Annotated in this window: 19 protein-coding genes and 1 other RNA gene; 16 read left to right on the forward strand and 4 right to left on the reverse strand. The window is 63.6% G+C overall.

Annotated elements, in window-relative coordinates:
- Positions 1 to 429 precede the first annotated feature (429 nt).
- The 3 genes from AC0L15_RS10755 to AC0L15_RS10765 all read right to left on the reverse strand — a co-directional run bounded on the left by AC0L15_RS10755 (position 430) and on the right by AC0L15_RS10765 (position 6,440).
- The gene (locus tag AC0L15_RS10755) at positions 430 to 1,116 is read right to left on the reverse strand and encodes a class I SAM-dependent methyltransferase (RefSeq protein WP_287249525.1); all 687 of its coding nucleotides are present in this window, start codon (positions 1,114 to 1,116) and stop codon (positions 430 to 432) included.
- Positions 1,113 to 2,360, reverse strand: coding sequence for a BtaA family protein (locus AC0L15_RS10760; RefSeq protein WP_473496313.1), 1,248 nt, complete (start codon positions 2,358 to 2,360; stop codon positions 1,113 to 1,115). Before AC0L15_RS10760 ends, AC0L15_RS10755 begins: the two co-directional genes overlap by 4 nt.
- 210 nt (positions 2,361 to 2,570) lie before the next feature.
- A complete protein-coding gene (locus tag AC0L15_RS10765) occupies positions 2,571 to 6,440 on the reverse strand; it encodes a hydantoinase B/oxoprolinase family protein (RefSeq protein WP_473496314.1) in 3,870 nt (1,289 codons plus the stop codon).
- A 200-nt stretch (positions 6,441 to 6,640) separates the two neighbouring features.
- Between AC0L15_RS10765 and AC0L15_RS10770 the strand changes: the two genes are divergently transcribed.
- The 7 genes from AC0L15_RS10770 (at position 6,641) to AC0L15_RS10800 (ending at position 10,840) form a co-directional block, all read left to right on the forward strand.
- Positions 6,641 to 6,841 (forward strand): hypothetical protein, encoded by a 201-nt coding sequence (locus AC0L15_RS10770; RefSeq protein WP_023798723.1) that lies wholly within the window; start codon positions 6,641 to 6,643, stop codon positions 6,839 to 6,841.
- 330 nt (positions 6,842 to 7,171) lie between these two features.
- Positions 7,172 to 7,891, forward strand: coding sequence for a J domain-containing protein (locus AC0L15_RS10775; RefSeq protein WP_023798724.1), 720 nt, complete (start codon positions 7,172 to 7,174; stop codon positions 7,889 to 7,891).
- Complete coding sequence (locus AC0L15_RS10780) at positions 7,888 to 8,649, forward strand: N-acetylmuramoyl-L-alanine amidase (RefSeq protein ID WP_287249531.1); 762 nt, start codon at positions 7,888 to 7,890, stop codon at positions 8,647 to 8,649. Before AC0L15_RS10775 ends, AC0L15_RS10780 begins: the two co-directional genes overlap by 4 nt.
- A gap of 183 nt (positions 8,650 to 8,832) precedes the next feature.
- Complete coding sequence (locus AC0L15_RS10785) at positions 8,833 to 9,660, forward strand: lytic transglycosylase domain-containing protein (RefSeq protein ID WP_473496315.1); 828 nt, start codon at positions 8,833 to 8,835, stop codon at positions 9,658 to 9,660.
- A gap of 59 nt (positions 9,661 to 9,719) precedes the next feature.
- Positions 9,720 to 10,117: RNase P RNA component class A (gene rnpB / locus AC0L15_RS10790), an RNA gene on the forward strand.
- A gap of 160 nt (positions 10,118 to 10,277) precedes the next feature.
- Positions 10,278 to 10,562: a type II toxin-antitoxin system ParD family antitoxin gene (locus AC0L15_RS10795; RefSeq protein WP_027153799.1), complete on the forward strand. Its 285-nt coding sequence runs from the start codon at positions 10,278 to 10,280 to the stop codon at positions 10,560 to 10,562.
- A complete protein-coding gene (locus AC0L15_RS10800; protein WP_287249534.1) occupies positions 10,559 to 10,840 on the forward strand; it encodes a type II toxin-antitoxin system RelE/ParE family toxin in 282 nt (93 codons plus the stop codon). Before AC0L15_RS10795 ends, AC0L15_RS10800 begins: the two co-directional genes overlap by 4 nt.
- Before the next feature lie 9 nt (positions 10,841 to 10,849).
- Here AC0L15_RS10800 and AC0L15_RS10805 read toward each other — a convergent pair whose 3' ends face one another.
- Positions 10,850 to 11,965, reverse strand: a complete 1,116-nt coding sequence (locus tag AC0L15_RS10805; protein ID WP_287249535.1) for a cystathionine gamma-lyase — start codon at positions 11,963 to 11,965, stop codon at positions 10,850 to 10,852.
- Between the two features lie 406 nt (positions 11,966 to 12,371).
- On the opposite strand from AC0L15_RS10805, the gene mraZ reads away from it, so the two are divergent.
- From mraZ to ftsW, 9 genes are read left to right on the forward strand one after another with little or no spacing between them, the layout of a single operon-like run.
- The gene (gene mraZ, locus AC0L15_RS10810) at positions 12,372 to 12,830 is read left to right on the forward strand and encodes a division/cell wall cluster transcriptional repressor MraZ (protein ID WP_023798730.1); all 459 of its coding nucleotides are present in this window, start codon (positions 12,372 to 12,374) and stop codon (positions 12,828 to 12,830) included.
- Entirely contained in the window at positions 12,827 to 13,858 is a 1,032-nt protein-coding gene (gene rsmH, locus AC0L15_RS10815; protein WP_287249537.1) for a 16S rRNA (cytosine(1402)-N(4))-methyltransferase RsmH, read from the forward strand. The genes mraZ and rsmH overlap by 4 nt, the downstream gene beginning before the upstream one ends.
- Before the next feature lie 4 nt (positions 13,859 to 13,862).
- Positions 13,863 to 14,255 (forward strand): cell division protein FtsL, encoded by a 393-nt coding sequence (gene ftsL / locus AC0L15_RS10820; RefSeq protein WP_023798732.1) that lies wholly within the window; start codon positions 13,863 to 13,865, stop codon positions 14,253 to 14,255.
- Positions 14,252 to 15,979 carry a peptidoglycan D,D-transpeptidase FtsI family protein gene (locus AC0L15_RS10825; RefSeq protein ID WP_287173517.1) on the forward strand — a complete coding sequence of 576 codons (1,728 nt, stop codon included), beginning with the start codon at positions 14,252 to 14,254 and terminating at the stop codon, positions 15,977 to 15,979. The genes ftsL and AC0L15_RS10825 overlap by 4 nt, the downstream gene beginning before the upstream one ends.
- Before the next feature lie 54 nt (positions 15,980 to 16,033).
- Positions 16,034 to 17,491 carry a UDP-N-acetylmuramoyl-L-alanyl-D-glutamate--2,6-diaminopimelate ligase gene (locus AC0L15_RS10830; RefSeq protein WP_473496316.1) on the forward strand — a complete coding sequence of 486 codons (1,458 nt, stop codon included), beginning with the start codon at positions 16,034 to 16,036 and terminating at the stop codon, positions 17,489 to 17,491.
- Positions 17,488 to 18,921 carry a UDP-N-acetylmuramoylalanyl-D-glutamyl-2,6-diaminopimelate--D-alanyl-D-alanine ligase gene (locus AC0L15_RS10835; RefSeq protein ID WP_023798735.1) on the forward strand — a complete coding sequence of 478 codons (1,434 nt, stop codon included), beginning with the start codon at positions 17,488 to 17,490 and terminating at the stop codon, positions 18,919 to 18,921. The genes AC0L15_RS10830 and AC0L15_RS10835 overlap by 4 nt, the downstream gene beginning before the upstream one ends.
- Positions 18,922 to 18,945: 24 nt before the next feature.
- The gene (mraY, locus tag AC0L15_RS10840) at positions 18,946 to 20,028 is read left to right on the forward strand and encodes a phospho-N-acetylmuramoyl-pentapeptide-transferase (RefSeq protein WP_287235579.1); all 1,083 of its coding nucleotides are present in this window, start codon (positions 18,946 to 18,948) and stop codon (positions 20,026 to 20,028) included.
- An 8-nt stretch (positions 20,029 to 20,036) separates the two neighbouring features.
- Positions 20,037 to 21,440, forward strand: a complete 1,404-nt coding sequence (murD, locus tag AC0L15_RS10845; RefSeq protein ID WP_287249542.1) for a UDP-N-acetylmuramoyl-L-alanine--D-glutamate ligase — start codon at positions 20,037 to 20,039, stop codon at positions 21,438 to 21,440.
- Positions 21,440 to 22,591: a putative lipid II flippase FtsW gene (gene ftsW / locus AC0L15_RS10850; RefSeq protein ID WP_023798738.1), complete on the forward strand. Its 1,152-nt coding sequence runs from the start codon at positions 21,440 to 21,442 to the stop codon at positions 22,589 to 22,591. Before murD ends, ftsW begins: the two co-directional genes overlap by 1 nt.

Consider the following 22,591-nt stretch of genomic DNA (forward strand, 5'->3'; position numbering starts at 1 on the left):
CTTGGAGCGCTGCTGCGGTGCAGAACCTTCGATCGCGGAGCGAGGCGCCCCCCTCTGTCCTGCCGGACATCTCCCCCACAAGGAGGGAGATTGGCAGCTCGCGCGCCTCACCCTTCTTTCAACGTTGAAGATTGGGGAAGCCGGACGCGACATCTGATCTCCCCCCAAGTGGGGGAGATGTCCGGCAGGACAGAGGGGGGCGCGACGGATCACTGCTGTTTTGGTTCTGAGCCGCTGCATTCTTCGGCTGATGTCACGGAATGGATCCCAGGTTCTGCGCCGTGTCGCTTCGCTCCTTGCTTGACCTAGGATGACGAAGGCGCGGGGGCTTATGGCTAATCGCAGACGTTGGAGATTGGCGGTTGCAGGCCGGTCGGCAGCGACCCTCCACAGGGCTCAGTCAAAGAGCAAATCCTCTGGGCTGCGGAACTAGCTGGCGATCTTGATCACGGCCAGCCAAGTGTAATCGCGGTAAAGCGTTCTAAACCGAAGGGTTGCGCCGCGTCTTGCAGATTCCGATTCCAGGACGTCCCGCAGGGCCTCACGCGGCTCGACGTGGAATTTTCTCAGCCAGCCGCGCAGCAGCGTGCGGAACCAGCGGGGCAGGGCCTCCTGCTGGCCGAAATCGACGACGTGCAGCGAACCGCCGGGTGACAGGGCTGCAAGTGCCGCGGAAATCGTCTTCTCCCAGCCGGGGATCATCGACAGCGAATAGGAGACAAAAATGCGGTCGAAGCTTTCGATGGAAAATAGCGCCTTCGCGTCGAAATCGGTGGCGTCGCCGCGCGCCAGCTTGACGCGGCCGGAAAGACCTTCGCGGGCAATGGCAGCAGTGGCCGTTTCCAGCATTTCGGCTGAAATATCGAGACCGAAGAAGCGGGCGTCGGGATAAAGGCGGGCGGCGAGGACGATGTTGCGGCCGGTGCCGCAGCCAAGCTCGAGCACGGTGCCGCCGGCCGGCACATCCAGCCCTGATATCAGCCGGTCGCGGCCGAGCAGGTAATATTTGCGGGTCAGGTCGTAGACGTGGCGCTGCCAGCGGTAGACGTCGTCCATCAGTTCGGCGTGCCCGGCCGGCGGTTCGCCGCGCCTGGCCGGCAGATCGGTCGCGCTCATGCGGCTTGCTTCACATAGAGGTGGAAGCCGCCATAGATGGCCGAACGGTCGCGGGCCGAGAATTGGCGCGAGGCCTCGTCCGCATAGCTCCACTGGTCGAGCAGCGAATTGGAGACCCGGCCGGGCAACAGGCTGGGCTCGGCCGCAGTGCGGAAGATGACGCGGGCATCGGTCGACGCGGTGCGGGTGATCTCGGCCCACAGCGCATTGAGCTGGTCGTCGGTCATCCAGTCCTGCGCATCGAGCAGGACGAAGCGGTCGACCGAACCGGCATCCTTGCCGGCAAGGAACTCGATCAGATTGGCATGGTGGATGGCGACGCGGTCGACATTGTTGCGGATCGCCTGGTAGTTGCGTTTTTCGAGATAGGCGGGCAGCGCCGCCTCGCCGGGATTGGGATAGCGGCGGGCAAAAGCCTGCCAGGCGAAATAGTTGTTCTCCAGCGGAAAGTCGCAGGCGAGCTTTTCCAGCCGGGCCTTCAGCACGCTGGCCATGGTGCCGTCGCCCGAGGTGATCAGCGAATCGTACTGCGCCGGCGGAATGCCGAGGCCGAACAGCGAGGCTTTTCGCGATGTTGCCCATTTCAGCAGCGGTTTTTCGAAGACCGGCGCCAGTTCCTCGTCGAAGAAGCGGCGCTGGTCGGCCATGCTTTTGGCTTCCATGATGCCGGCCGGATCGACGCCGAAGAATTTGGCGGTGCGGTGGCCCATGGCGATGAACAGGCCGAGCAGGCCGGTCTGGTAGAAATTGCGGTCGAAGACGGCGATGCGGCGACGCCGGCGCCAGTTGCGATGTTCCCAGTAGTGGCGGCTGACCGGGTCGAGATGCGGCGCGATGAAACGGTCGTAGGCTTGTGAATTGTGACGGGTCTCGGCAGCGCCGAAGAAACGGAACAGGTCGCCCTGCGACGGCAGATGGCGCACCGCTTCGAGCTTCATGCGGTTCAGCGCGATATGGGCGGCGTTGAGATCGACGGCGTCGACCCTTTCGGGTGACCGGGTGAGATAGGCAAGTATGTTGCAGCCGCCCGAAGCGATGGTGACGACGCGGTGGCCCTGGCCAAGCTGCATCGCCTCCATGTCGACGTCGGGGTCTTCCCAGATCTGCGGATAGACGAGGCCGGAAAACAGCAAGGCGAAGAGCCGCTCGGAGAGGCCTGCCTTCGACAGCGGGCGGTTCTGGTAGACGGCTTTGCCAACTTGCTTGCCGCGGCGAAAAACCAGTTCTCCGGAAACATCCGTCATGACAAGGCGATTCCCCGTTTGCTCTGGCGCAAGCGGGTAGCGCAGGTGGATGACAGGCCGGTGACAGTCGGAGGCATCGATAATTCTACTCCGGCGGTCATCTGGGGCGGCTTTCTGCGCTTCCGATGCTCACGGACCCAAATGTCCGCTCCGCTTCGGTTCTCGAAAACCACCCCACCTGACTCGCCGGAGCGAATTCTGGATGCCTCCTTAGAGGCGGCCGAATCCGCCCGGCGTAGGCGTCGTCACGATGACGGCTTCGCCGGCCTCGAGCACCGTCTGGTCGCAAGCCTTCAGGACTTCGATACGGCCATCCTTGCGGCGAACCTTGGTCGAGCCGACCTCGCCATCGCCGCCGCCGTCCAGGCCTTGCGGCGGGCGATTGCGATGTGAGGACAGGATGGCGCATTCCATCTTTTCGAGGAAACGGATGGTGCGCTCGGTGCCGTCGCCGGCACTCCATTTGCCTTTGCCGCCGGAGCCTTTGCGGATGTGGAAATCCTCGAGCAGGACGGGGAACCGCAACTCCAGCACTTCCGGGTCGGTCAGGCGCGAATTGGTCATGTGGGTGTGGACGCCGGAGGTGCCGGCAAAGCCGCGGCCGTTGTTCATCCGGCCTGCCGGCGAGCCGGAGCAGATCGTCTCGTAATACTGGTACTGCTTGTTGCCGAAGGTGAGGTTGTTCATCGTGCCTTGCGCATTGGCCATCGCGCCCATGGCGCCGAACAGCGCATTGGTGACATGCTGCGAGGTCTCGACATTGCCGGCGACGACCGCGGCCGGGTAGGTCGGCTTCAGCATGCAACCTTCGGGAATGATGATGTTGATCGGTCTCAGACACCCGGCATTCATCGGGATCATGTCCTCGACCATGACGCGGAACGCATAGAGCACGGCTGCGCGGGCGACCGGCTCGGGGGCGTTGAAGTTGTTCTTCATGACCGGCGATGTGCCGGTGAAGTCGACGGTTGCCTCGCGTTTTTGCCGGTCGACCGATATCTTCACCTTGATGATTTGGCCGGTGTCGGTCGGATACTCGTATACGGAGCTGTCGGGCAGCCGCTCCAGCACGCGGCGCACGCTTTCGGCGGCATTGTCCTGGACATGGCCCATATAGGCCTCGACCACGCCAAGGCCGAAATGCGCGACCATCTCGCGCAACTCGGCCACGCCCTTTTCATTGGCGGCAATCTGCGCCTTCAGGTCTGCGATGTTCTGGTGCGGATTGCGTGCCGGGTAGGGGTGGTCGGTGAGCAGCGTCTCCAGTTCCTTCTCGCGGAAGCGGCCGCGATCGACGATGCGGAAATTGTCGAACAGCACGCCTTCCTCGTCGACGGTGGTGGCGAGCGGCGTCATCGAGCCGGGCGCGGTGCCGCCGATATCGGCATGATGGCCGCGTGAGGCGACGTAGAAGAGGATCTCCTCCCCCCTTGAGGGGGAGGTGCCGCCGAAGGCGGCGGAGGGGGTCTCCCCAGAAGGCACCGCCGGAACGTCGAACCCAGTCGAGCCGATCCCACCCGGCGGCTTCGCCGCCACCCTCCCCTCGAGGGGGAGGGAAAAGACCGGCGTCACCACCGTAATGTCTGGCAGATGCGTGCCGCCATTATAAGGCGCATTCAGTGCAAAGACGTCGCCGGGGTGGATGTCGCCGGAGTTGAGCCGGATGATGGTTTCCACCGAACGGTCCATGGAGCCGAGATGCACCGGCATGTGCGGCGCATTGGCGACCAGCGCGCCATTGCGGTCAAAGACGGCACACGAGAAATCCAGCCGTTCCTTGATGTTGACCGAATAGGCGGTGTTTTGCAGCGTCACGCCCATCTGTTCGGCGATCGACATGAACAGGTTGTTGAACACCTCCAGCATGACCGGATCGGCCTCGGTGCCGAGCGCCGCCAGCCGGCGCTTTTTCTCGATGCGACGCAGGAGCACGTGGTTCCTGGCGGTGATTTCGGCCTGCCAGCCCGGCTCGACGACGATGGTCTGGTTCGGTTCGATGACCAGGGCAGGGCCGCCAAGCTTGTGCCCCGGTTTGAGCGCCTCGCGGCGGAAAATGCCGGCGTCTCGCCAAGTGCCGTCGATGAAGATTTGCCGATTCTCCGAAGGGCTTGCGGCGATGTCCTCAAGGATTGAAGCACTTTCCTCGCGGCCGGCGTCGCCGCTGTCGATACCTTCGACGCCGACCGATTCCACGATCATCGGCTTGTCGTCATAGACGAAGCCGAACTGCGCCTTGTGGGCAGCTTCGAAATCCGCCTTGGCGCGTGCGATCGAACCGTGCTCGAAATTCACCGGCAGCGCGGTGTCGGTGCCGTCGTAGCGGATCTGCAGCACCGGTTTCGAGGCGACGGCGTCCTCGGCAATGCCTTGCGCGGCAAGTTCGTCGATGACGGCTTTGCGCAGCGTCGCGATGAGGTCGTCGATTGCCGGCCTGGACACTTCCGCCAGCGGTTTCAGCAGCGCCTGCTGGCGCGACGAAAAAATCGAGGACAATCCAATGCCATAGGCCGACAGCAGGCCGGAGAAGGGATGGATCAGCACCGCCTCCATGCCGAGTGCGTCGGCAACGAGGCAGGCGTGCTGGCCGCCGGCGCCGCCAAAACAGTTCAGGAGATATTCGGTGACGTCGTAGCCGCGCTGCACGGAAATCTTCTTGATGGCGTTGGCCATGTTTTCGACGGCGATGGTGACGAACCCTTCGGCGACCGCCTCCGGCGTGCGGCCGTCGCCGATTTCGGCGGCGAGTGCGGCGAATTTCTCGCGCACGGTTTGCACATCGAGCGGCTCGTCCTGGCCGGGTCCAAAAATGGCCGGGAAGAAGTCGGGCTGCAGCTTGCCCAGCATGACATTGGCGTCGGTGACGGCCAGCGGGCCGCCGCGCCGGTAGGCGGCCGGGCCGGGATTGGCGCCGGCCGAATCCGGCCCGGCGCGAAAACGGCCGGCCTCGTAGTGCAGGATGGAGCCGCCGCCGGCGGCGACGGTGTGAATGCGCATCATCGGCGCGCGGATGCGCACGCCGGCAACCTCGGTGTCGAAGGCGCGCTCATAGTCGCCGTCATAATGGGCGACGTCGGTTGAGGTGCCGCCCATGTCGAAGCCGATGACCTTGTCGAAACCGGCGAGCTTTGCTGTCTCGACCATGCCGACGACGCCGCCGGCCGGACCGGACAGCAATGCGTCCTTGCCCTGGAACATATCGGCGGCGGTAAGGCCGCCGGACGACATCATGAACATCAGGCGAGGGGATTCCCTCCCCCTTGAGGGGAGTGTGGCGGCGAAGCCGCCGGGTGGGGTCGGCTCGACTGGGTTCGACTCGTTGGCGGTGCCTTCTGAGATGACCCCCTCTGTCGGCTTCGCCGACATCTCCCCCTCGAGGGGGGAGAGGACGCCCAGCTCTTGCGCCACCTTCTGCACATACCTTGCCAGAATCGGCGACAGATAGGCGTCGACCACGGTGGTGTCGCCGCGGCCGACCAGCTTGATGAGCGGCGAGACCTCATGACTGACCGAGATCTGCGAAAACCCCAGTTTCCTGCAGACTTTTGCAACCGCTTTTTCGTGGTCGGGATATTTCCAGGCATGCATGAACACGATCGCCACCGCGTCGATGCCGTCGGCCCTGGCTTGTTCGATGGCCGGGCGCATGGCGGCGATGTCGAGCAGCCTTTCGACGCGGCCGTCGGCGCGCACGCGCTCATCGACCTCGATGACGCGCTCGTTGAGCTGTTCGGGAAGGATGATCTGCTTGGCGAAGATATCGGGCCGCGCCTGATAAGCGATCCTCAGCGCGTCGCGAAATCCCCTGGTGATGAGCAGCAGCACACGGTCGCCCTTGCGCTCCAGAAGCGCGTTGGTGGCAACGGTGGTGCCCATCTTGATGTCGCCGATCAGGCCGGATGGGATCGGCGCGCCGGATTTTAGCCCGAGCAGATCGCGAATGCCCTGGATGGCGGCGTCGGCATAGGCTTCGGGATTGTCGGATAGCAGCTTGCGCGGGTGCAGCCCGCCTTGTGGGTCCCGGCCGATGACATCGGTGAAGGTGCCGCCGCGGTCGATCCAGAAATCCCATTTGGCGGTCACGGCAGCTCTCCCGGGCATTTTATTGATTCAAATGTGCTAATTCGCCATGGTCTGGTGTTAATTCGCCATGGCTTCGCCGGCAACGCAAAAGCAGATGATGTTACATACGGAAATGCAACGTTATGAAACCCATGGGGCATTTGGTGCATTCTGCCCTCGATCGTCACCGGTAGCGGGGGCGTGATTAGAGGAGAGATGTCATGAAGAAACTCATTCTTGCGTCGGTTTCGGCGCTTGCCCTGCTTGGCGTTGCGGCTTGCAGCGACAGCGGCACGGGCGGGGACGCCACCACCACGCAGAGCACCAATCCGCCGGCGAACGAACAGCCGATGCAGCCGGCTCCCGACGCGACCAAGCCGGCCGAGCCGGCTCCGGCACAGCCATCTGCGCCTGCGCAGTAATTCTTATGTGAATGAACAGAAGGCCGGCATCCTGCCGGCCTTCTGACTCCAGGACAGTCTTCTTGCGGCCGCCGCCGCAAGCGCGGTTTTGCCTGTCACTTTTTGGCCCAGCAGAAGGGGCCGAAATGGCGAGGTGACGAAGGCTTGCAGTTTCGCGCGCCATGGCCGCTGCTGCCTGCTAATTTCCATGATCGACGGTTGCGCCAGCGGCTCAGGGAGGCCGCCTGCTCAGGCGGCCGCGAAATCGGCTGGGCCGGCCCTGCGGCATTGTCTTCCAGCTTGATAGCGGTGGGCTTGATAGCGGCGGCCAGTTAGCCCTAATAGGTGCCCATGTCGATTTGGGATCGCCTCGGCGACTTCATCACCCGCGTTTCGTCCTCAACCTCGTCCGGCGTCGCCGACGTGGTCGAGGCTGTGCGCACGGTTTTCTCCGGCGACCCTGACCTGCGCCGGCGCGTCGCTTTCTCGGTGGCGATGATCGCGCTGTCGGCCAAGATGGCCAAGGCCGACGGCATCGTCACCCAGGACGAGGTGCGCGCCTTCCAGCAGATATTCGAAGTGCCGAAGGAGCAGACGCGCAATGTGGCGCGGCTCTACGATCTGGCCAAGCGCGACATCGCCGGCTTCGAGACCTATGCCGCGCGCATGGCGCAGCTTTGCGGCTCCGGCCATTCGAACTGCGCGATGCTGGAGGACATTCTCGACGGGCTGTTCCATATCGCCAAGGCCGACGGGCTGGTCCACGAGCGCGAAGGTCAGTTCCTGCATCGCATCGCCGAGATCTTCCGGATCGAGGAGGCGCATTACCAGAGCATTCTGGCTCGGCACGTCGATCTGGGTGCGGCCGATCCCTATGTCGTGCTCGGCATCGAGCGGGGAAAAACCTTCGAGGAGGTCAGGAAGCGTTACCGCAAGCTGGTTTCGGACAACCATCCCGACCGGCTGATCGCACGCGGCCTGCCGCAGGAATTCATCAAGATCGCAACCAGCAGGATAGCGGCGATCAACGCGGCCTATGAGATGATCGAACGGGGCCTGCGGCACGCATGAGCGGCTTCCTGCCCGACGAGCCGAGCGCCGAGGTCAGGGTATCGCCGAATTTCGGTCCACGACGCGAGACGGTCGACATGATCGTGCTGCACTACACCGGCATGGAGACCGGCGCCGGCGCCGAAGCATGGCTGTGCGATCCGGCCAGCGAGGTTTCGTCGCACTACCTCGTCCATGAGGACGGCCGCATCGTACAGATGGTCAGGGAAAGCGACCGTGCCTGGCATGCCGGCAAGAGTTCCTGGTTCGGACGAAGCGACATCAACTCCTGTTCGGTCGGCATCGAGATCGTCAATCCGGGGCATTCGCTGGGCTACCGGAATTTTCCGAAACGGCAGATCGATGCCCTGATCGGCCTGTGCAAGGGGATTGTTCAGCGCCATTCCATCCCGGCTCAACGGGTGCTCGCCCATTCCGACGTGGCGCCGGGACGCAAGATCGACCCGGGCGAGAGATTCCCCTGGAAGGCCCTGTTCGAGGTCGGTGTCGGCCATCTTGTCGAAGCGGCACCCGTCAGGCGCGGCGCGGTGCTGAAGGCCGGCGACGCGTCTGCCGAGGTCGAGGCGTTGCAGTCGATGCTGGCGCTCTACGGTTATGGCGTGGAGATATCAGGCGCTTTCGATCGGCAAACCGAAATCGTGGTCGAGGCTTTCCAGAGGCATTTCCGGCAACGCAAAGTGGATGGCGTGGCCGACGGATCGACAATTCGCACGCTGGAACGGCTGCTTGGCTCGGTGAGGGCAGTTCCGTCCAAGTAGTCTTTTCCTGGCTGTAAGTTACAGCCTGTCATTTAAAGTGACTTGCCCCGCCTTTTTTGCCGCCAATTCGACCGTCAAAGGCGATCCGTGCAAGTTGTCGGACCTACAGCCTCCCAAATGTTCCGACGTTGATTGGCGTAGCTGCGTGAAGTTCTTCGCGCGGTTCAAACAGAACAGGATCCCATGCAGAAATTGACCGTTTTAACGGCAGCTATTGCTGCCGGCGTAATGACTTTTGCCATCGGTGCGGCCAATGGCGCGCCTTTGAGCCAGCGGGCCGACCAGGGTTTCATGACCGCGTCCGATAAGACTGCCACGCCGAAAGCCGGGCAAGATGCCGGAGAAAAAAGGACAGCCTCCGCAAAGGCGAAAAAAGTTGCTGCGGTGAAAGCGAAAAAGCCAGCATCCGCAAAGGCGGAAAAGGTCTCTGCAAAGAAGGCAGTCGTTGCAAAGAAGGCAGTCGTTGCAAAGAAGGCAGTCGTTGCAAAGAAGCCAGTCCTTGCAAAGAAGGCAGTCTCCAAGCGGCATGTGAAGCGCAACAGGACCCGCATCGACCAGGCGACGACGGCGTCGATCGGCCGGCAAAGCCGGGCGGCGGCGCCGAAGCCGGCGGCCGCTGGCGATAGCGGCCAGTATTCGACGATCATCGAGCGTCATGCGGCCAGCAATGGTGTGCCGGTCTCGCTCGCCAAGGCCGTCATCATGATCGAGAGCAGGTTTCAGCCGAACCAGGTCGGCCGCGCCGGTGAGATCGGCCTGATGCAGATCAAGCCGTCGACGGCGCGGATGATGGGTTACAGCGGCTCGATCAAGGGTCTCCACGATCCCGAGACCAACATCAAATACGGCATGAAATACCTCGCCATGGCGCGCAACCTCGGCGACGGCACGACCTGCGGCACGATCCTGAAGTACAATGCCGGCCATGGCGCCAAGCGGATGAACCCGATTTCAGCGGCCTATTGCGGCAAGGTCAAAGTGCAACTGGCCGCGCTTGGAGCGCCGGCGTAATAAACCGGGCCCTGCTTTTTTGTTTGCGTTTTCGAATGTGAATCCCTTTATACGCCTTGCCAGCTGGCCGGGCGGCCGCACCCGCGAAGCCGAAAGGCTGCGGGTGAGGAAAGTCCGGGCTCCATGGAGACACGGTGCCGGTTAATGGCCGGCGGGGGCGACCCTAGGGAAAGTGCCACAGAAAGCAAACCGCCACGATCCGTCGTGGTAAGGGTGAAAGGGTGGGGTAAGAGCCCACCGCGCGACTGGCAACAGGAGCGGCACGGTAAACCCCACCGGGAGCAAGACCGAATAGGGGCGGTGCGAGGGGAAACTCTCGAGGGCTGTTTCCGGCTCACCGCCCGGGTAGGTTGCGTGAGGCGCATGGCAACATGCGCCCAAGATGAATGGCCGCCACGTTCTCGCGCCGCAAGGGGCGAGTGCCATACAGAACCCGGCTTACAGGCCAGCTGGCAATTTTCGTCCAGACTCTACAAGGAAACTCTCTGATATCAGCAGGTTGCGTCTTCGGGCGCGCTTGCTGGTTCAGGCGCTTCCTGTGCATGAAGCAGGCGTTTCTTGAAAACGGTGCGATTAAATCGTACCTTCCCGGGTGCGGGCGGTATCAGGAGCGCACCATGGGTCAGGTCGACAAACGCAGCATCACGCTTTCGCCGGAATTGGCGGCGGCGGTCGACGATGTGGTCGCCGCCGGCGAATATGCTTCGGCGAGTGAGGTGATCCGCGACGCACTCAGGCAATGGAAGGACCGCCGTGACTTGCACGGCTACACGGTCGAGGAGTTGCGCAAGCTGGTGCAGGAGGGGATCGACAGCGGTCCGGCGCTGGACGGGCCGCCAATCATGGAACGACTGCGCGCCAAATATCTGAAAATGGCCGAGGCCAAAGGCCTTGAGGAGTGAAATACCGCCTGCTTCCCCAGGCAGTAATCGACCTCGAACGTATCGGCGACTACATTGCCGAACACAATCCTGATGCGGCGATCCGCCTCGTGAATATCCTGGAGAGGCGTTGGGATTTGTTGACCCTGCATCCTTTCTCGGGCGCGCCGCGCGAAGACATTGCGCCCGGCATTCGCCATCTGGTCGTCGGCGAATACCGTGTCGGCGAGGATGCAGTCGAGATCCTGCGTGTGCTGCATGGCCGGCGCAATATCGAAGCCAACGATCTGGCTTCGTGATCGGTTCGCTCAACCGTCGACGCCGTCCAGTGACGCCTCGATCGCCTGCCAAAGCGCTTCCACCGGCTCGCAGCCGACCGACAGGCGAACAAAGCCGGGCGGCACCGCATCACCCCAACGGGCGCGCCGCTCGGCCGAAGAGTGGACGCCGCCGAAGGAGGTCGCCGGCTGGATCAGGGCGCAGGCGCCGATGAACGCTTCGGCCCTGGCTTCACTCCCCAGGTCGAGGCCGACAAGGAAGCCGAAACGCTCCATCTGGGTGGTCGCCAGATTGTGTGAAGGGTCATCCTCCAGTCCAGGAAAGCGGACAGATTTCACGGCCCGATGATTTGTCAGGCGTCGGGCGATCAGTTCGGCCGATGTGCACATGCGGTCGAAGCGGACTTCCAGCGTCTCGAGGCCTCGATGGACCAGCCAGGCTTCGAATGGTCCGGGGATCGAGCCCGACAGTTTGCGCCACTCGCGGATGGCGGTGATGATGCCGGCGTCACGGCTGGCGACATGGCCGAACAGCGCGTCGGAATGGCCATTGGGCGCCTTGGTGTCAGCGGCAACGACGATATCGGCGCCAAGGTCGAGCGGGCGCTGACCGTAAGGCGTCATCGTGGTGTTGTCGGCGACGACCAGCGCGCCGGCCTCGTGCGCAAGGCGCGCCACGCCGGCCAGGTCGCAAATGTCCAGCCCAGGATTGGATGGGGTCTCGACGAACACCAGCCGGTAGCCGGAAAAACCGCCGTCCACAAAGGACTTGGTCGGTCGTGTGTCGAACGGGAGGTCGAAAGGTTTGAGGAAGCGCTCGGCAAGCAGGCGCGGCGTGTAGTAACCATCGGACGGCAACAGGATGCGATCGCCCGCCTTGAGCAGCGCGAAGAAGACCGCCGCGATCGCCGCCATGCCCGACGGGAACGCTACGGACGGCGCGTCCTCGAGGTGGCCGAGCATGTCTTCCACCGCCTCCCATGTCGGATTGTCGTAGCGCCCGTACTGGCTGACGCCGGCCGGATTGCCGGGCAGATGGAAAGTGGTCGTCATTGTCAGCGGCAGCGAGACCGGATCGCCCTTGGCGAGCTTGACGCCACGCAAATGGGCGAGGGTGGCGGCGCGCGACTTCGCTGTTTCGGACATCGTTTTTCGAACCCTGACTTTGAGGAGAAGGATGCGCAGACGCTATGCCGGGTGACACCGGCAGGCAAGCGCCGAACCGCGCCGGAAAACCGCTCTAAACGGTTCGTTAGGCTTAATGGAGCATAAACACGGAAGTGCCGTCAAAGCTGCCCTCATCGGTTGTGGCGCGCGTTTTGTGAAGCCTGTTCCCGTTGACGCCCATAGTGCCCCATGATATCCCATTCAGATATTCAAGCCTTCGTTCCGCGTCAGGGTGAAGCGTACGCCAATCGGGCAGCCGCGGCGGCTGCGCGTTCGCCTGTTTTTGCCATCTGGAAGGAAGTGAGTTTTGGGCAGGGACCGCGCTGCGGCGGCGCGGGCGGGAAGATGCAGAGGGGTGCGGCGGCGCAAGCGGCCGTAACGCGTAATGGACCGGTTTCTGTCAAGCGCGGTGAACAGGATCGATGCGAAGGGGCGGGTGTCCGTTCCAGCGCATTTCCGTGCGGTTGTGCAGAAGCGCGGTTATTCGGAACTCTATGCGCTGCGCTGCCTGGACCGTCCGGCGATGGATGTCGGCGGGCTCGACCTGCTCGACCGCTACGAGCAGCGCATCGCGCAGGAAGACCCCTTCCTGCAGACCTCGGACGACATGTCGTTCTTCTGCCATGGCGATGGAACCTTTCTCAAGCTCGATCAGGACGGCCGCATCTCGATGACCGATTTCATCCGCGAGCATACCGGCATTTCCGCGGAAGTGGCTTTTGTCGGCCGCGGCAATTTCTTTCAGATCTGGGAACCTGGACGGCTCACCGCCTATGGGGCGGAAGCACGCGCCCGGCTTTTGCAGCTTCGGCAGGGGACGAAGCCTGGGGAGCGGCCGGAATGATGGCGGGCTACGGCGATGACCCTCACGCCGTTGGCGGACCGGCCCGTCACATTCCGGTCCTCCTTGCCGAAGTGCTGGAGGCGCTTTCGCCCAAGACGGGCGAGGTGGTCGTCGACGGCACATTCGGCGCCGGCGGCTACACCAAAGCCATTCTGGCGAGGGGCGCCTCGGTTGTCGCGATCGACCGCGATCCGGATGCGATTGCTGCCGGTCGTGTTCTCGAGCAACAATCGGGCGGCAGGCTCCGGCTCGTCCAGGCGCCGTTCTCGACATTGGACGAGCATGTCGAAAGCGCTGACGGCGTCGTGCTCGACATCGGCATCTCCTCCATGCAGATCGATGAGGCGGAGCGCGGTTTTTCGTTCCGTGCCGACGGACCGCTCGATATGCGCATGGCGCAGGCTGGCCTCAGCGCCGCCGATGTCGTCAACTCTTTCAAGGTGGGCGATCTTGCCCGCATCTTCGGGTTTCTTGGCGAAGAGCGCCATGCCGGCCGCATCGCCCGCATGATTGAAAGCCGTCGCGAAAAACATCCGTTCGAGCGCACGCTCGACCTTGCAGACGCCATTGAGACGCATATCGGCCGCGCGCCGAAGGACAAGATCCATCCAGCGACCCGCGTCTTCCAGGCGCTGCGCATTTTCGTCAATGACGAACTCGGCGAACTGGCCAAAGCGCTGTTTGCGGCTGAACGCGTGCTGAAACCGGGCGGACGGCTGGCCGTGGTGACGTTCCATTCCCTGGAAGACCGCATCGTCAAGCGCTTCATCGCCGATCGCGCCGATGCGGCGACCGGATCGCGGCACCTGCCCGAGGCGCAGGCGCGCAGCGCCACCTTCAAAAAGGTGGGCAGCGGCGTGACGCCCGGTGAGGCCGAGATATCGGCCAATCCGCGGGCACGCTCGGCAAGGCTGCGCGCTGCGATCCGCACCGACGCGCCGCCGCGCGCCGGCGATTTTTCGATTTTCGGTCTTCCAAAACTTCCTGACCCAAAACTTCCCGGTGCCGAGCGGCCGGGAGAGAGGTGAGCACGTGTTTCGTACCAGCGACATAGTCCTTATCGCCGTCATGGTTTCGGCCGCGGCCTTGACCTTCAAGACCAAGCGCGAGGCCGAGGAACAATTGGCGGCGGTGCACAAGATCCAGGCGCAGATCCGCTACGAGGAGGATACGATCGATCTCCTCAAGGCGGACTGGAGCCTGCTTACCCAACCGTCGCGCCTGCAAAAGCTGGCCGAGACCTATAAATCGCAACTCGAGCTCGAGCCGGTCAGCGCCCGCCAGATCATCGGGCTGGACGATCTGCCGGCAAAACCCCTCACCATCGAGGACCTTTCGTCCGAGCGGCTGGGCGGCATGGCCGACAGTTCCAGCAAGGAACCGATGGGCAACGACCCCGTGGTCACCGGAGGCATCGTCCAATGATCGCCAGACTTCCAGTGATCACCAGTCTGCTGACGCGCCGCGCCAAGTCCGGTGACGACGGATCGATTGTGGTCGAAGGCGCCCGCAAGGCGACCGGAGGCAAGGGCAGGACCCGCGTCGTGATGACGATGGCGGTGTTTTTCGGCATCTATCTGACCATCACCGGGCGGCTGGTCTATCTCGGTTTCCAGAACCCCGACCTGTCCGGCGGTCCGCAGAGCCGGGTGACGGCGTCGCGGCCCGACATCGTCGACCGCAACGGCGAAGTTCTGGCGACCGACATCAAGACGGCGTCGCTGTTTGCCGAGCCGCGCCGCATTGTCGACGCCGACGAGGCGATCGAAAAACTGGCGACGGTGCTTCCCGAAATCGACTACGAGCAGACCTATCACAAGCTGAAGAGCGGCGCCGGCTTCGTCTGGCTGCAGCGGCAACTGACGCCCAAGCAACAATCTGAGATTCTGCAGCTCGGTATTCCCGGCATTGGCTTCCGCACCGAAAAGCGCCGCTTCTACCCGGCCGGCGAAACCTCGTCCTACATTGTCGGCCTCACCAACATCGACAACCAGGGCATCTCCGGCATGGAGAAATACATCGACGAACAGGGGCTGAGCGATCTTCAGGCGTCCGGCCTGGCGGTGGCCAAGGATCTGAAGCCGGTGCAGCTCTCGATCGACCTGCGCGTCCAGCATATCGTGCGTGATGAGGTCGCCACCGGCATGGAAAAATACCGCGCAATCGCGGCGGGCGCCGTCGTTCTCAACGTCAAGACCGGCGAAGTGGTCGCGATGGCCTCGGTTCCGGATTTCGATCCGAACAACCCCTATAATGCGCACGACAAGGACCGCTTGAACCGCATGTCGGCCGGGCTCTACGAGATGGGCTCGACCTTGAAGAGCTTTACCACCGCCATGGCGCTCGATTCCGGCAAAGTGACGCTGGAAAGCCGTTTCGACGCTACGCGCCCGATCAGGATCGGCCGCCAGACCATCCATGATTTTCATGGCAAGTCCCGGGTGCTGTCGGTGCCCGAAGTGTTCATCTATTCGTCCAACATCGGTTCGGCCAAGGAAGCTGAAGCGGTCGGCATCGAGGGGCACCGCGAATTCCTGCATCGCCTGGGCATCCTCGAGAGAATGCAGACGGAACTGCCTGAGGTCGCCCGCCCGACCGAGCCAAAAGTCTGGAAACAGGTCCATTCGATCACCATCGCCTTTGGTCACGGTGTGTCGACGACGCCGCTGCAGACGGCGGTCGGCTGTGCCGCGCTGATGAACGGCGGCTATCTGATCCAGCCGACATTCCTGAGACGGGCGCAGGAACAGGCGATGTCGGTGGCCAAGAAAGTCGTCAGCGACAAGACATCCGAGAACATGCGCTATCTCTATGCACTCAATGCCGAGAAAGGCTCAGGCAGGAACGCCAGGGTCCCAGGTTATCGCGTCGGCGGCAAGACGGGAACGGCCGAGAAGGTTGTCAACGGTCGCTACTCAAAGGACAAGAACTTCAACGCCTTCGTCGCGGCTTTCCCGATGGACGATCCGCAATACATCGTGCTTACCATCGCCGACGAACCGAAGCCGGAAAAACCCGGCATGGGTGCGACGGCCGCCTCGAATGCAGGCGCCATGGCTGCAAACATTATCCGACGTTCGGCTTCCATGCTTGGCGTGAAGCCAGATTTCAGCCATGAAAATGGCGCAACGCTGGTTTCCTATCAGTGATTCTGAGGGCGCGCCGGCAACTGCGCGCTATTTTGTTGCTATGAACGGGGTTCGATGAAGCTGAAAGACCTAGCCGGTATCCTGCCTGTCGAGGGGACAGCTTCCTTCGATACGGAGGTTACCGGGATTTCTTCGGATTCCCGCCAGGTAGGACCGGGCGTGGTCTTCTTCGCGCTCGCTGGCACCAAGACCGATGGCGCGGCCTATTCCGCCGATGCCGCCAAGCGCGGCGCCGCAGCGATCGTGACCGGCAAGGGCAGCGGCGCCGTCACCGGACTGCCGGTGCCGGTTTTCGCCGTCGACGATCCGCGCCTGGCGCTGGCGCTGAGTGCGGCCCGCTACTTCGGCAGGCAGCCGCAAACCATGGTCGCGGTGACCGGCACCAGCGGCAAGACATCGGTTGCGGCTTTCACCAGGCAGATCTGGGAGCAGTCAGGCCTTGCCGCTGCTTCGATCGGCACGACCGGCGTGGTGGCGCCGGGCCGCAACGAGTACGGCTCGCTGACCACCCCCGACCCGGTCGACCTGCACAGGCTACTGCGCGAACTGGCGGATGCCGGCGTCACCCACGCATCGATGGAGGCCTCCAGCCATGGTCTCGATCAGCGCCGGCTTGACGGCGTGAAGCTCGCAGCCGGCGGGTTCACCAATCTCGGCCGCGACCACATGGATTATCATCCGACAGTCGAGGACTATCATCGCGCCAAGCTGCGCCTGTTCGACGCGCTGCTGCCGAAGTGCGCGCCGGCCGTCATCTTTGCCGACGATCCGTGGTCGGAGCCGACGATACGGGCGGCGAGGGCGGCGGGACTGGATGTGCTGACGGTCGGCCGCCACGGCGAGTTCCTGACACTGAAGCGGGTCGAGCACGAGCGCCACCGCCAGCGTGCCGAGGTGGAAGTCGATGGCGTTCTCCACGAGATCGACCTGCCGCTGGCCGGCGATTTCCAGATCGCCAATGCCCTGGTTTCGGCGGGCCTCGCCATTTCTACTGGAACACCTGCCGCCAAAGCCCTGATGGCGTTGGAGAAATTGAAGGGCGCCCCGGGCCGGCTGGACCTTGTTGGCACCGCTGCCAACGGTGCGCCGGTCTATGTCGATTACGCGCACAAGCCGGACGCGCTGGAAAACGTGTTGGCTTCGGTGCGGCCGTTCACCACCGGCCGCGTCATCGTCGTGTTCGGCTGCGGCGGCGACCGCGACCGTGGCAAGCGTCCGATCATGGGCGAGATCGCCACGCGGCTCGCCGATGTCGTCATCGTCACCGACGACAATCCGCGCTCGGAAGTGCCCGAAACGATCCGTGCCGCGATTCTTGCCGCTGCACCCGGCGCCATCGAGATCGGTGACCGGCGCAAGGCGATCCACGAGGCAGTCGCCATGCTCCATGCCGGCGATACGCTGATCGTGGCCGGCAAGGGGCATGAGGAAGGCCAGACCGTCGGCGCCGAGACGCTGCATTTTTCCGACCATGAGGAAGTCCGCGCCGCGCTCCAGGAGCACGCCGCATGAGCTTGCTGTGGACGTCAGAGGATCTCGTCGCCGCCATGGGCGGACGACCGCTCGGTGCGATGCCGGAGGGTATCGGCGGCATCTCGATCGACAGCCGCAGCCTTGAGCCGGGTGATGCTTTCTTCGCGATCAAGGGCGAGGCGATGGACGGCCATGATTTCGCGACCGCCGCCATCAAGGCCGGCGCCGGCGTGCTGGTCGTCGCTGAGGGCAAGTTGCCGTCGCTCGGGCGGCTGACGGCGCCGATGATCGTCGTGCAGGACGTCTTGGCCGCGCTGGAAAAGCTGGGGCTGGCCGCGCGCGCGCGCTCGAATGCCAAGATCATCGCGGTGACCGGTTCGGCGGGCAAGACCACCACCAAGGAAGCGCTGCGCCATGTGCTGTCCGTAGTCGGCAAGGTGCACGCATCGGCGCAGTCTTTCAACAACCACTGGGGCGTGCCGCTGACGCTGGCGCGGCTGCCTGTGGATTGCGACTATGCCGTGTTCGAGATCGGCATGAACCATCCTGACGAGGTCCGGCCACTGGCCAGGATGGTCCGGCCGCATGTCGCCATCGTCACGCTGATCGCCGCGGCACATCTCGGCTTCTTCCGCAACCTGGACGAGATCGCCAGGGCCAAGGCCGAGATTTTCGAAGGACTGGAACCGGACGGCGCCGTCCTTCTCAACCGCGACGACCCGCGCTGGAAGCTTCTGGACAAGATGGCGAGAGCCGCCGGCGTCGAGCACATCTACGGCTTTGGCGAGAATGCCCGTGCGACCTTCAAGCTGCTGACATGCGCGCTGCATGCCGATCATTCCGTCATCACTGCCAAGATCGGCGGTCAGGAGATCACCGCCAGGGTCGGCGCGCCGGGCCGACACATGGTGCAGAATGTGCTGGCCGTGCTGGGCGCCGCGCACCTGGTCGGCGCCGACATCGCCAGGGTGGCGCCGGCGCTGGCCGATCTTTCGGCCGAACGCGGACGCGGCAAGCGCCATGTGCTGCGCCACCCGAAAGGTCCGATCACGCTGATCGACGAGAGCTACAACGCCAATCCGGCGTCGATGAGCGCAGCAATGGCGCTGCTCAACGCGACGCCGGTGTCGGGCGAAGGCAGGCGCATCGCGGTGCTCGGCGACATGCTCGAGCTCGGCGACCATTCGGCGAAGCTGCACGCCGCCCTTGCCGATCTCATCGTCGGCACCGACACGCGCACGGTCTTTCTCGCCGGCCCGCAAATGCGGGCGCTGGCCGATATCCTGCCTGATGAGATCGAGACAGAATATCGCGCCGGCGCAGAGGATCTGAAACTGGTGCTTCTGTCGGCACTGAAGCCGGGCGACGTGGTGATGATCAAATCGTCGAAAGGCATCGGGTTTTCCAAATTGGTCGACGCACTGCTCAGCAAATTTCCGGCGGCAGCCGCAACCGCCAAACAGACCTAGAGCCAGGTCCGGGGACCGAATCGCATGTTCACACTGCTCGTCGAATTCGCGGACAAGATCTCGGTCTTCAACGTCTTCCGCTACATAACCTTCCGCACCGGCGGCGCGCTGATCACCGCGGCGCTGATCGTCTTCATCTTCGGCCCGGCCATTATCAATTCGCTGAGGCTGCGGCAGGGCAAGGGCCAGCCGATCCGCGCCGACGGGCCACAGACGCATTTCAAGAAAGCCGGCACGCCGACCATGGGCGGGCTGATGATCCTGTGCGGCATCACCGGCTCGTCGCTGTTGTGGGCGAACCTGTCCAGCATCTATGTCTGGGTGGTGCTGCTGGTGACCCTGGGTTTCGGCTCGATCGGGTTCTACGACGATTATCTCAAGGTGACGAAGCAATCGCATCTCGGCTTCTCTGGCAAGGCGCGGCTGGGGCTTGAATTCGTCATCGCCGGCATCGCCGCCTGGGTAATCATGCACAATGGCCAGGCGCCGTTCTCATCGTCGCTGACCTTCCCCTTCGCCAAGGAGTTCCTCATCAATCTCGGCTGGTTCTTCATCCCGTTCTCGTGCTTCGTCATCGTAGGCGCCGGCAACGCGGTGAACCTGACCGATGGCCTCGACGGCCTTGCGATCGTGCCGATCATGATCGCGGCGGCGTCCTTCGGCGTCATCGCCTACCTGTCCGGCAATGCGGTCTTCGCCGAGTATTTGCAGATCCATTTCGTGCCCGGCACCGGTGAATTGGCGGTGGTCCTCGGCGCAGTGATCGGCGCCGGCCTCGGCTTCCTGTGGTTCAACGCACCGCCGGCGGCGATCTTCATGGGCGATACCGGCTCGCTGGCGCTTGGCGGCCTGATCGGCACGGTTGCGGTTGCCACCAAGCACGAGATCGTGCTGGTCATCGTCGGCGGCCTGTTCGTTGTCGAGATCCTGTCGGTCATCATCCAGGTCGGCTACTTCAAGATGACCGGCAAGCGGGTATTCCTGATGGCGCCGATCCACCATCATTTCGAAAAGCTCGGCTGGACCGAAAGCCAGGTGGTGATCCGCTTCTGGATCATCGCCGTCATCCTGGCGCTGGTCGGCCTGTCGACCCTCAAGCTGCGATAGGAGGCCGCTTGATCGCCGCCGCATCCTTCGCAGGCAAGCGCGTTTCACTCTTCGGGCTCGGCGGCTCGGGGATCGCCACTGCGCGCGCGTTGATCGAGGGCGGGGCGGAGGTGCTCGCCTGGGACGACAATCCCGGCAGTGTCGCCAATGCCGCGGCCGTCGGTATCGCGACCGGCGACCTGCGTGGCGCCGACTGGGCGAAGTTCTCGGCCTTCGTGCTGTCGCCCGGCGTGCCGCTGACGCATCCGAAGCCGCACTGGACAGTGGAACTGGCGCGCGCTTCAGGCGTCGAGATCATTGGCGACATCGAGCTGTTCTGCCGGCAGCGGACCTTGCTGGCGCCGGCTGCACCCTTCGTCGCCATAACCGGCACCAACGGCAAATCGACGACCACGGCGCTGACGGCGCATATCCTGAAATCGGCCGGACGCGACACGCAGATGGGCGGCAATATCGGCCGCGCGGTGATGACGCTCGATCCGCCGGAACCGGGGCGGCATTATGTCGTGGAATGCTCGTCCTACCAGATAGACTTGGCGCCCTCGATCAATCCGACCGCCGGCGTCCTGCTCAACCTGACGCCCGATCATCTTGACCGTCATGGCACGATGCAGCACTACGCCGCGATCAAGGAGCGGCTGACGGCCGGCAGCGAAACGGCCATCGTCGGCGTCGACGATTCCTGGTGCGCCCAGCTCGCCGACCGGCTGGAGCGGGCAGGCCGGCACGTCATCCGCATTTCGAAGCGCCTGCCGCTGACCGACGGCTATTTCGCCGAGGGCACCGATCTGATGGAGGCGGTGCACGGCCGTTACAGCCGGGTCGCCTTTCTCGAAGGCATCGGCTCGCTGCGCGGCCAGCACAATGCGCAGAATGCGCTGGCCGCTCTCGCCGCCTGCCTCAAGGTCGGGCTCGATCTGGGCGAGATCCAGTCGGGGCTGGAGAGCTTTCCCGGGCTGGCGCACCGTATGGAGCAGGTCGGCCGCAAGGGCCATGTGCTGTTCATCAACGATTCCAAGGCGACCAATGCCGATGCGGCTGCGCCCGCATTGTCCTCCTTTCCGCGCATCTACTGGATCGCCGGCGGGTTGCCGAAAGAGGGTGGCATCGAGCCGTTGCGCGGCCTCTTTCCGCGCATCGCCAAAGCCTATCTGATCGGCGAGGCCGCACCAGCCTTCTCGGCGACGCTTGGCGAGGCGGTGCCCTACGAGATCTCCGGCACTCTGGCGGCAGCTGTCGAGCATGCGGCAAGCGACGCGGCCAGGGACGACTGCAACGGCGAGGTGGTGGTGCTGCTTTCACCGGCCTGCGCCAGTTTCGACCAGTTCAAGAATTTCGAAGTGCGCGGCGAAGCCTTCAGGCAAGCTGCGAGCACTATTGATGGCGTGAAGCTCATCGGAGGGGCACGATAATGCAAAGCCGTCTCGACAAAAGCCCGGTTGCCACCTGGTGGTGGACGATCGATCGCTGGTTCCTGGCTGCGTTCCTGTCGCTGATGGGGCTCGGCATCGTGCTGTCCTTCGCGGCAAGCCCGGCGGTGGCCCAGCGCATCGGCCTGGACAGTTTCCACTTCGCCACGAGGCAGATCATCTTCACCATTCCCGCACTTGGCGTGATGCTGGCCGTCTCCTTCCTGGAATCGCGGCAGATCAGGCGCATGGCCCTGGCGATGCTGTGCATCACGCTGGTGCTGATGTTGGCGGTGCTCTACATCGGCGTCGAGGTGAAGGGCGCGCGTCGCTGGGTGTCGCTCGCCGGGGTGTCGCTGCAGCCGTCGGAATTCCTGAAGCCTGCCTTCGTCGTCATCTGCGCCTGGCTGTTTGCCGAACACAAGCGCCAGCCCGACATTCCAGGCAATCTGTTCGCCATGCTGCTGCTGGCCCTCGTCATCTCGCTGCTGGTGGCGCAGCCCGATTTCGGCCAGACCATGCTGGTGCTCGGCACCTGGGGGGTGATGTTCTTCATGGCCGGACTGCCATGGCTGTGGATCATCGCGCTGGGCGCTGTCGGCATCGGCGGCGTGTTTGCCGCCTATACCGTGTTCCCGCATGTCGCCGGCCGCATCGATCGCTTCATGACCGGCGAGGGAGACACGTTCCAGGTCGACATGGGCCGCGATGCGCTGATCAATGGCGGCTGGTTCGGCGTCGGTCCGGGCGAGGGCACCGTCAAGCGGGTGATACCCGACAGCCATGCCGATTTCGTCTACTCGGTGGCCGGCGAGGAGTTCGGACTCATCATGTGCTTCTTCATCATGATCATCTTCGCCTTCATCGTGCTGCGCGGCCTCGGCACCGCGCTCAAGGAGCAGGACGATTTCACACGCTATGCGGTCGGCGGCCTGGTCACGGTCTTCGGTCTGCAGTCGGTCATCAACATGGCCGTCAATCTGCAGCTGATGCCGGCCAAGGGCATGACCTTGCCGTTCATCTCCTATGGCGGCTCCTCGCAGATCGCCATCGCCATCTCGATGGGCATGGTGCTGGCGCTGACGCGCAAGCGGCCGGAAAAGCGCAAGCAGTTGGGCTTCGCGCCGTCGCAGCGCGCCATGCCGGCGGAGTGA

This window comes from Mesorhizobium sp. WSM4846 (assembly GCF_055811415.1).

Excerpts from the sequence above, each read along its gene's own strand:
- AC0L15_RS10755 (WP_287249525.1), bottom strand. The coding sequence starts at position 1,116 with ATGAGCGCGACCGATCTGCCGGCCAGGCGCGGCGAACCGCCGGCCGGG.
- AC0L15_RS10760 (WP_473496313.1), bottom strand. The coding sequence starts at position 2,360 with ATGACGGATGTTTCCGGAGAACTGGTTTTTCGCCGCGGCAAGCAAGTT.
- AC0L15_RS10770 (WP_023798723.1), top strand. The coding sequence starts at position 6,641 with ATGAAGAAACTCATTCTTGCGTCGGTTTCGGCGCTTGCCCTGCTTGGC.
- AC0L15_RS10775 (WP_023798724.1), top strand. The coding sequence starts at position 7,172 with ATGTCGATTTGGGATCGCCTCGGCGACTTCATCACCCGCGTTTCGTCC.
- AC0L15_RS10780 (WP_287249531.1), top strand. The coding sequence starts at position 7,888 with ATGAGCGGCTTCCTGCCCGACGAGCCGAGCGCCGAGGTCAGGGTATCG.
- AC0L15_RS10785 (WP_473496315.1), top strand. The coding sequence starts at position 8,833 with ATGCAGAAATTGACCGTTTTAACGGCAGCTATTGCTGCCGGCGTAATG.
- AC0L15_RS10795 (WP_027153799.1), top strand. The coding sequence starts at position 10,278 with ATGGGTCAGGTCGACAAACGCAGCATCACGCTTTCGCCGGAATTGGCG.
- AC0L15_RS10805 (WP_287249535.1), bottom strand. The coding sequence starts at position 11,965 with ATGTCCGAAACAGCGAAGTCGCGCGCCGCCACCCTCGCCCATTTGCGT.
- mraZ (WP_023798730.1), top strand. The coding sequence starts at position 12,372 with ATGGACCGGTTTCTGTCAAGCGCGGTGAACAGGATCGATGCGAAGGGG.
- rsmH (WP_287249537.1), top strand. The coding sequence starts at position 12,827 with ATGATGGCGGGCTACGGCGATGACCCTCACGCCGTTGGCGGACCGGCC.
- AC0L15_RS10825 (WP_287173517.1), top strand. The coding sequence starts at position 14,252 with ATGATCGCCAGACTTCCAGTGATCACCAGTCTGCTGACGCGCCGCGCC.
- AC0L15_RS10830 (WP_473496316.1), top strand. The coding sequence starts at position 16,034 with ATGAAGCTGAAAGACCTAGCCGGTATCCTGCCTGTCGAGGGGACAGCT.
- AC0L15_RS10835 (WP_023798735.1), top strand. The coding sequence starts at position 17,488 with ATGAGCTTGCTGTGGACGTCAGAGGATCTCGTCGCCGCCATGGGCGGA.
- mraY (WP_287235579.1), top strand. The coding sequence starts at position 18,946 with ATGTTCACACTGCTCGTCGAATTCGCGGACAAGATCTCGGTCTTCAAC.
- ftsW (WP_023798738.1), top strand. The coding sequence starts at position 21,440 with ATGCAAAGCCGTCTCGACAAAAGCCCGGTTGCCACCTGGTGGTGGACG.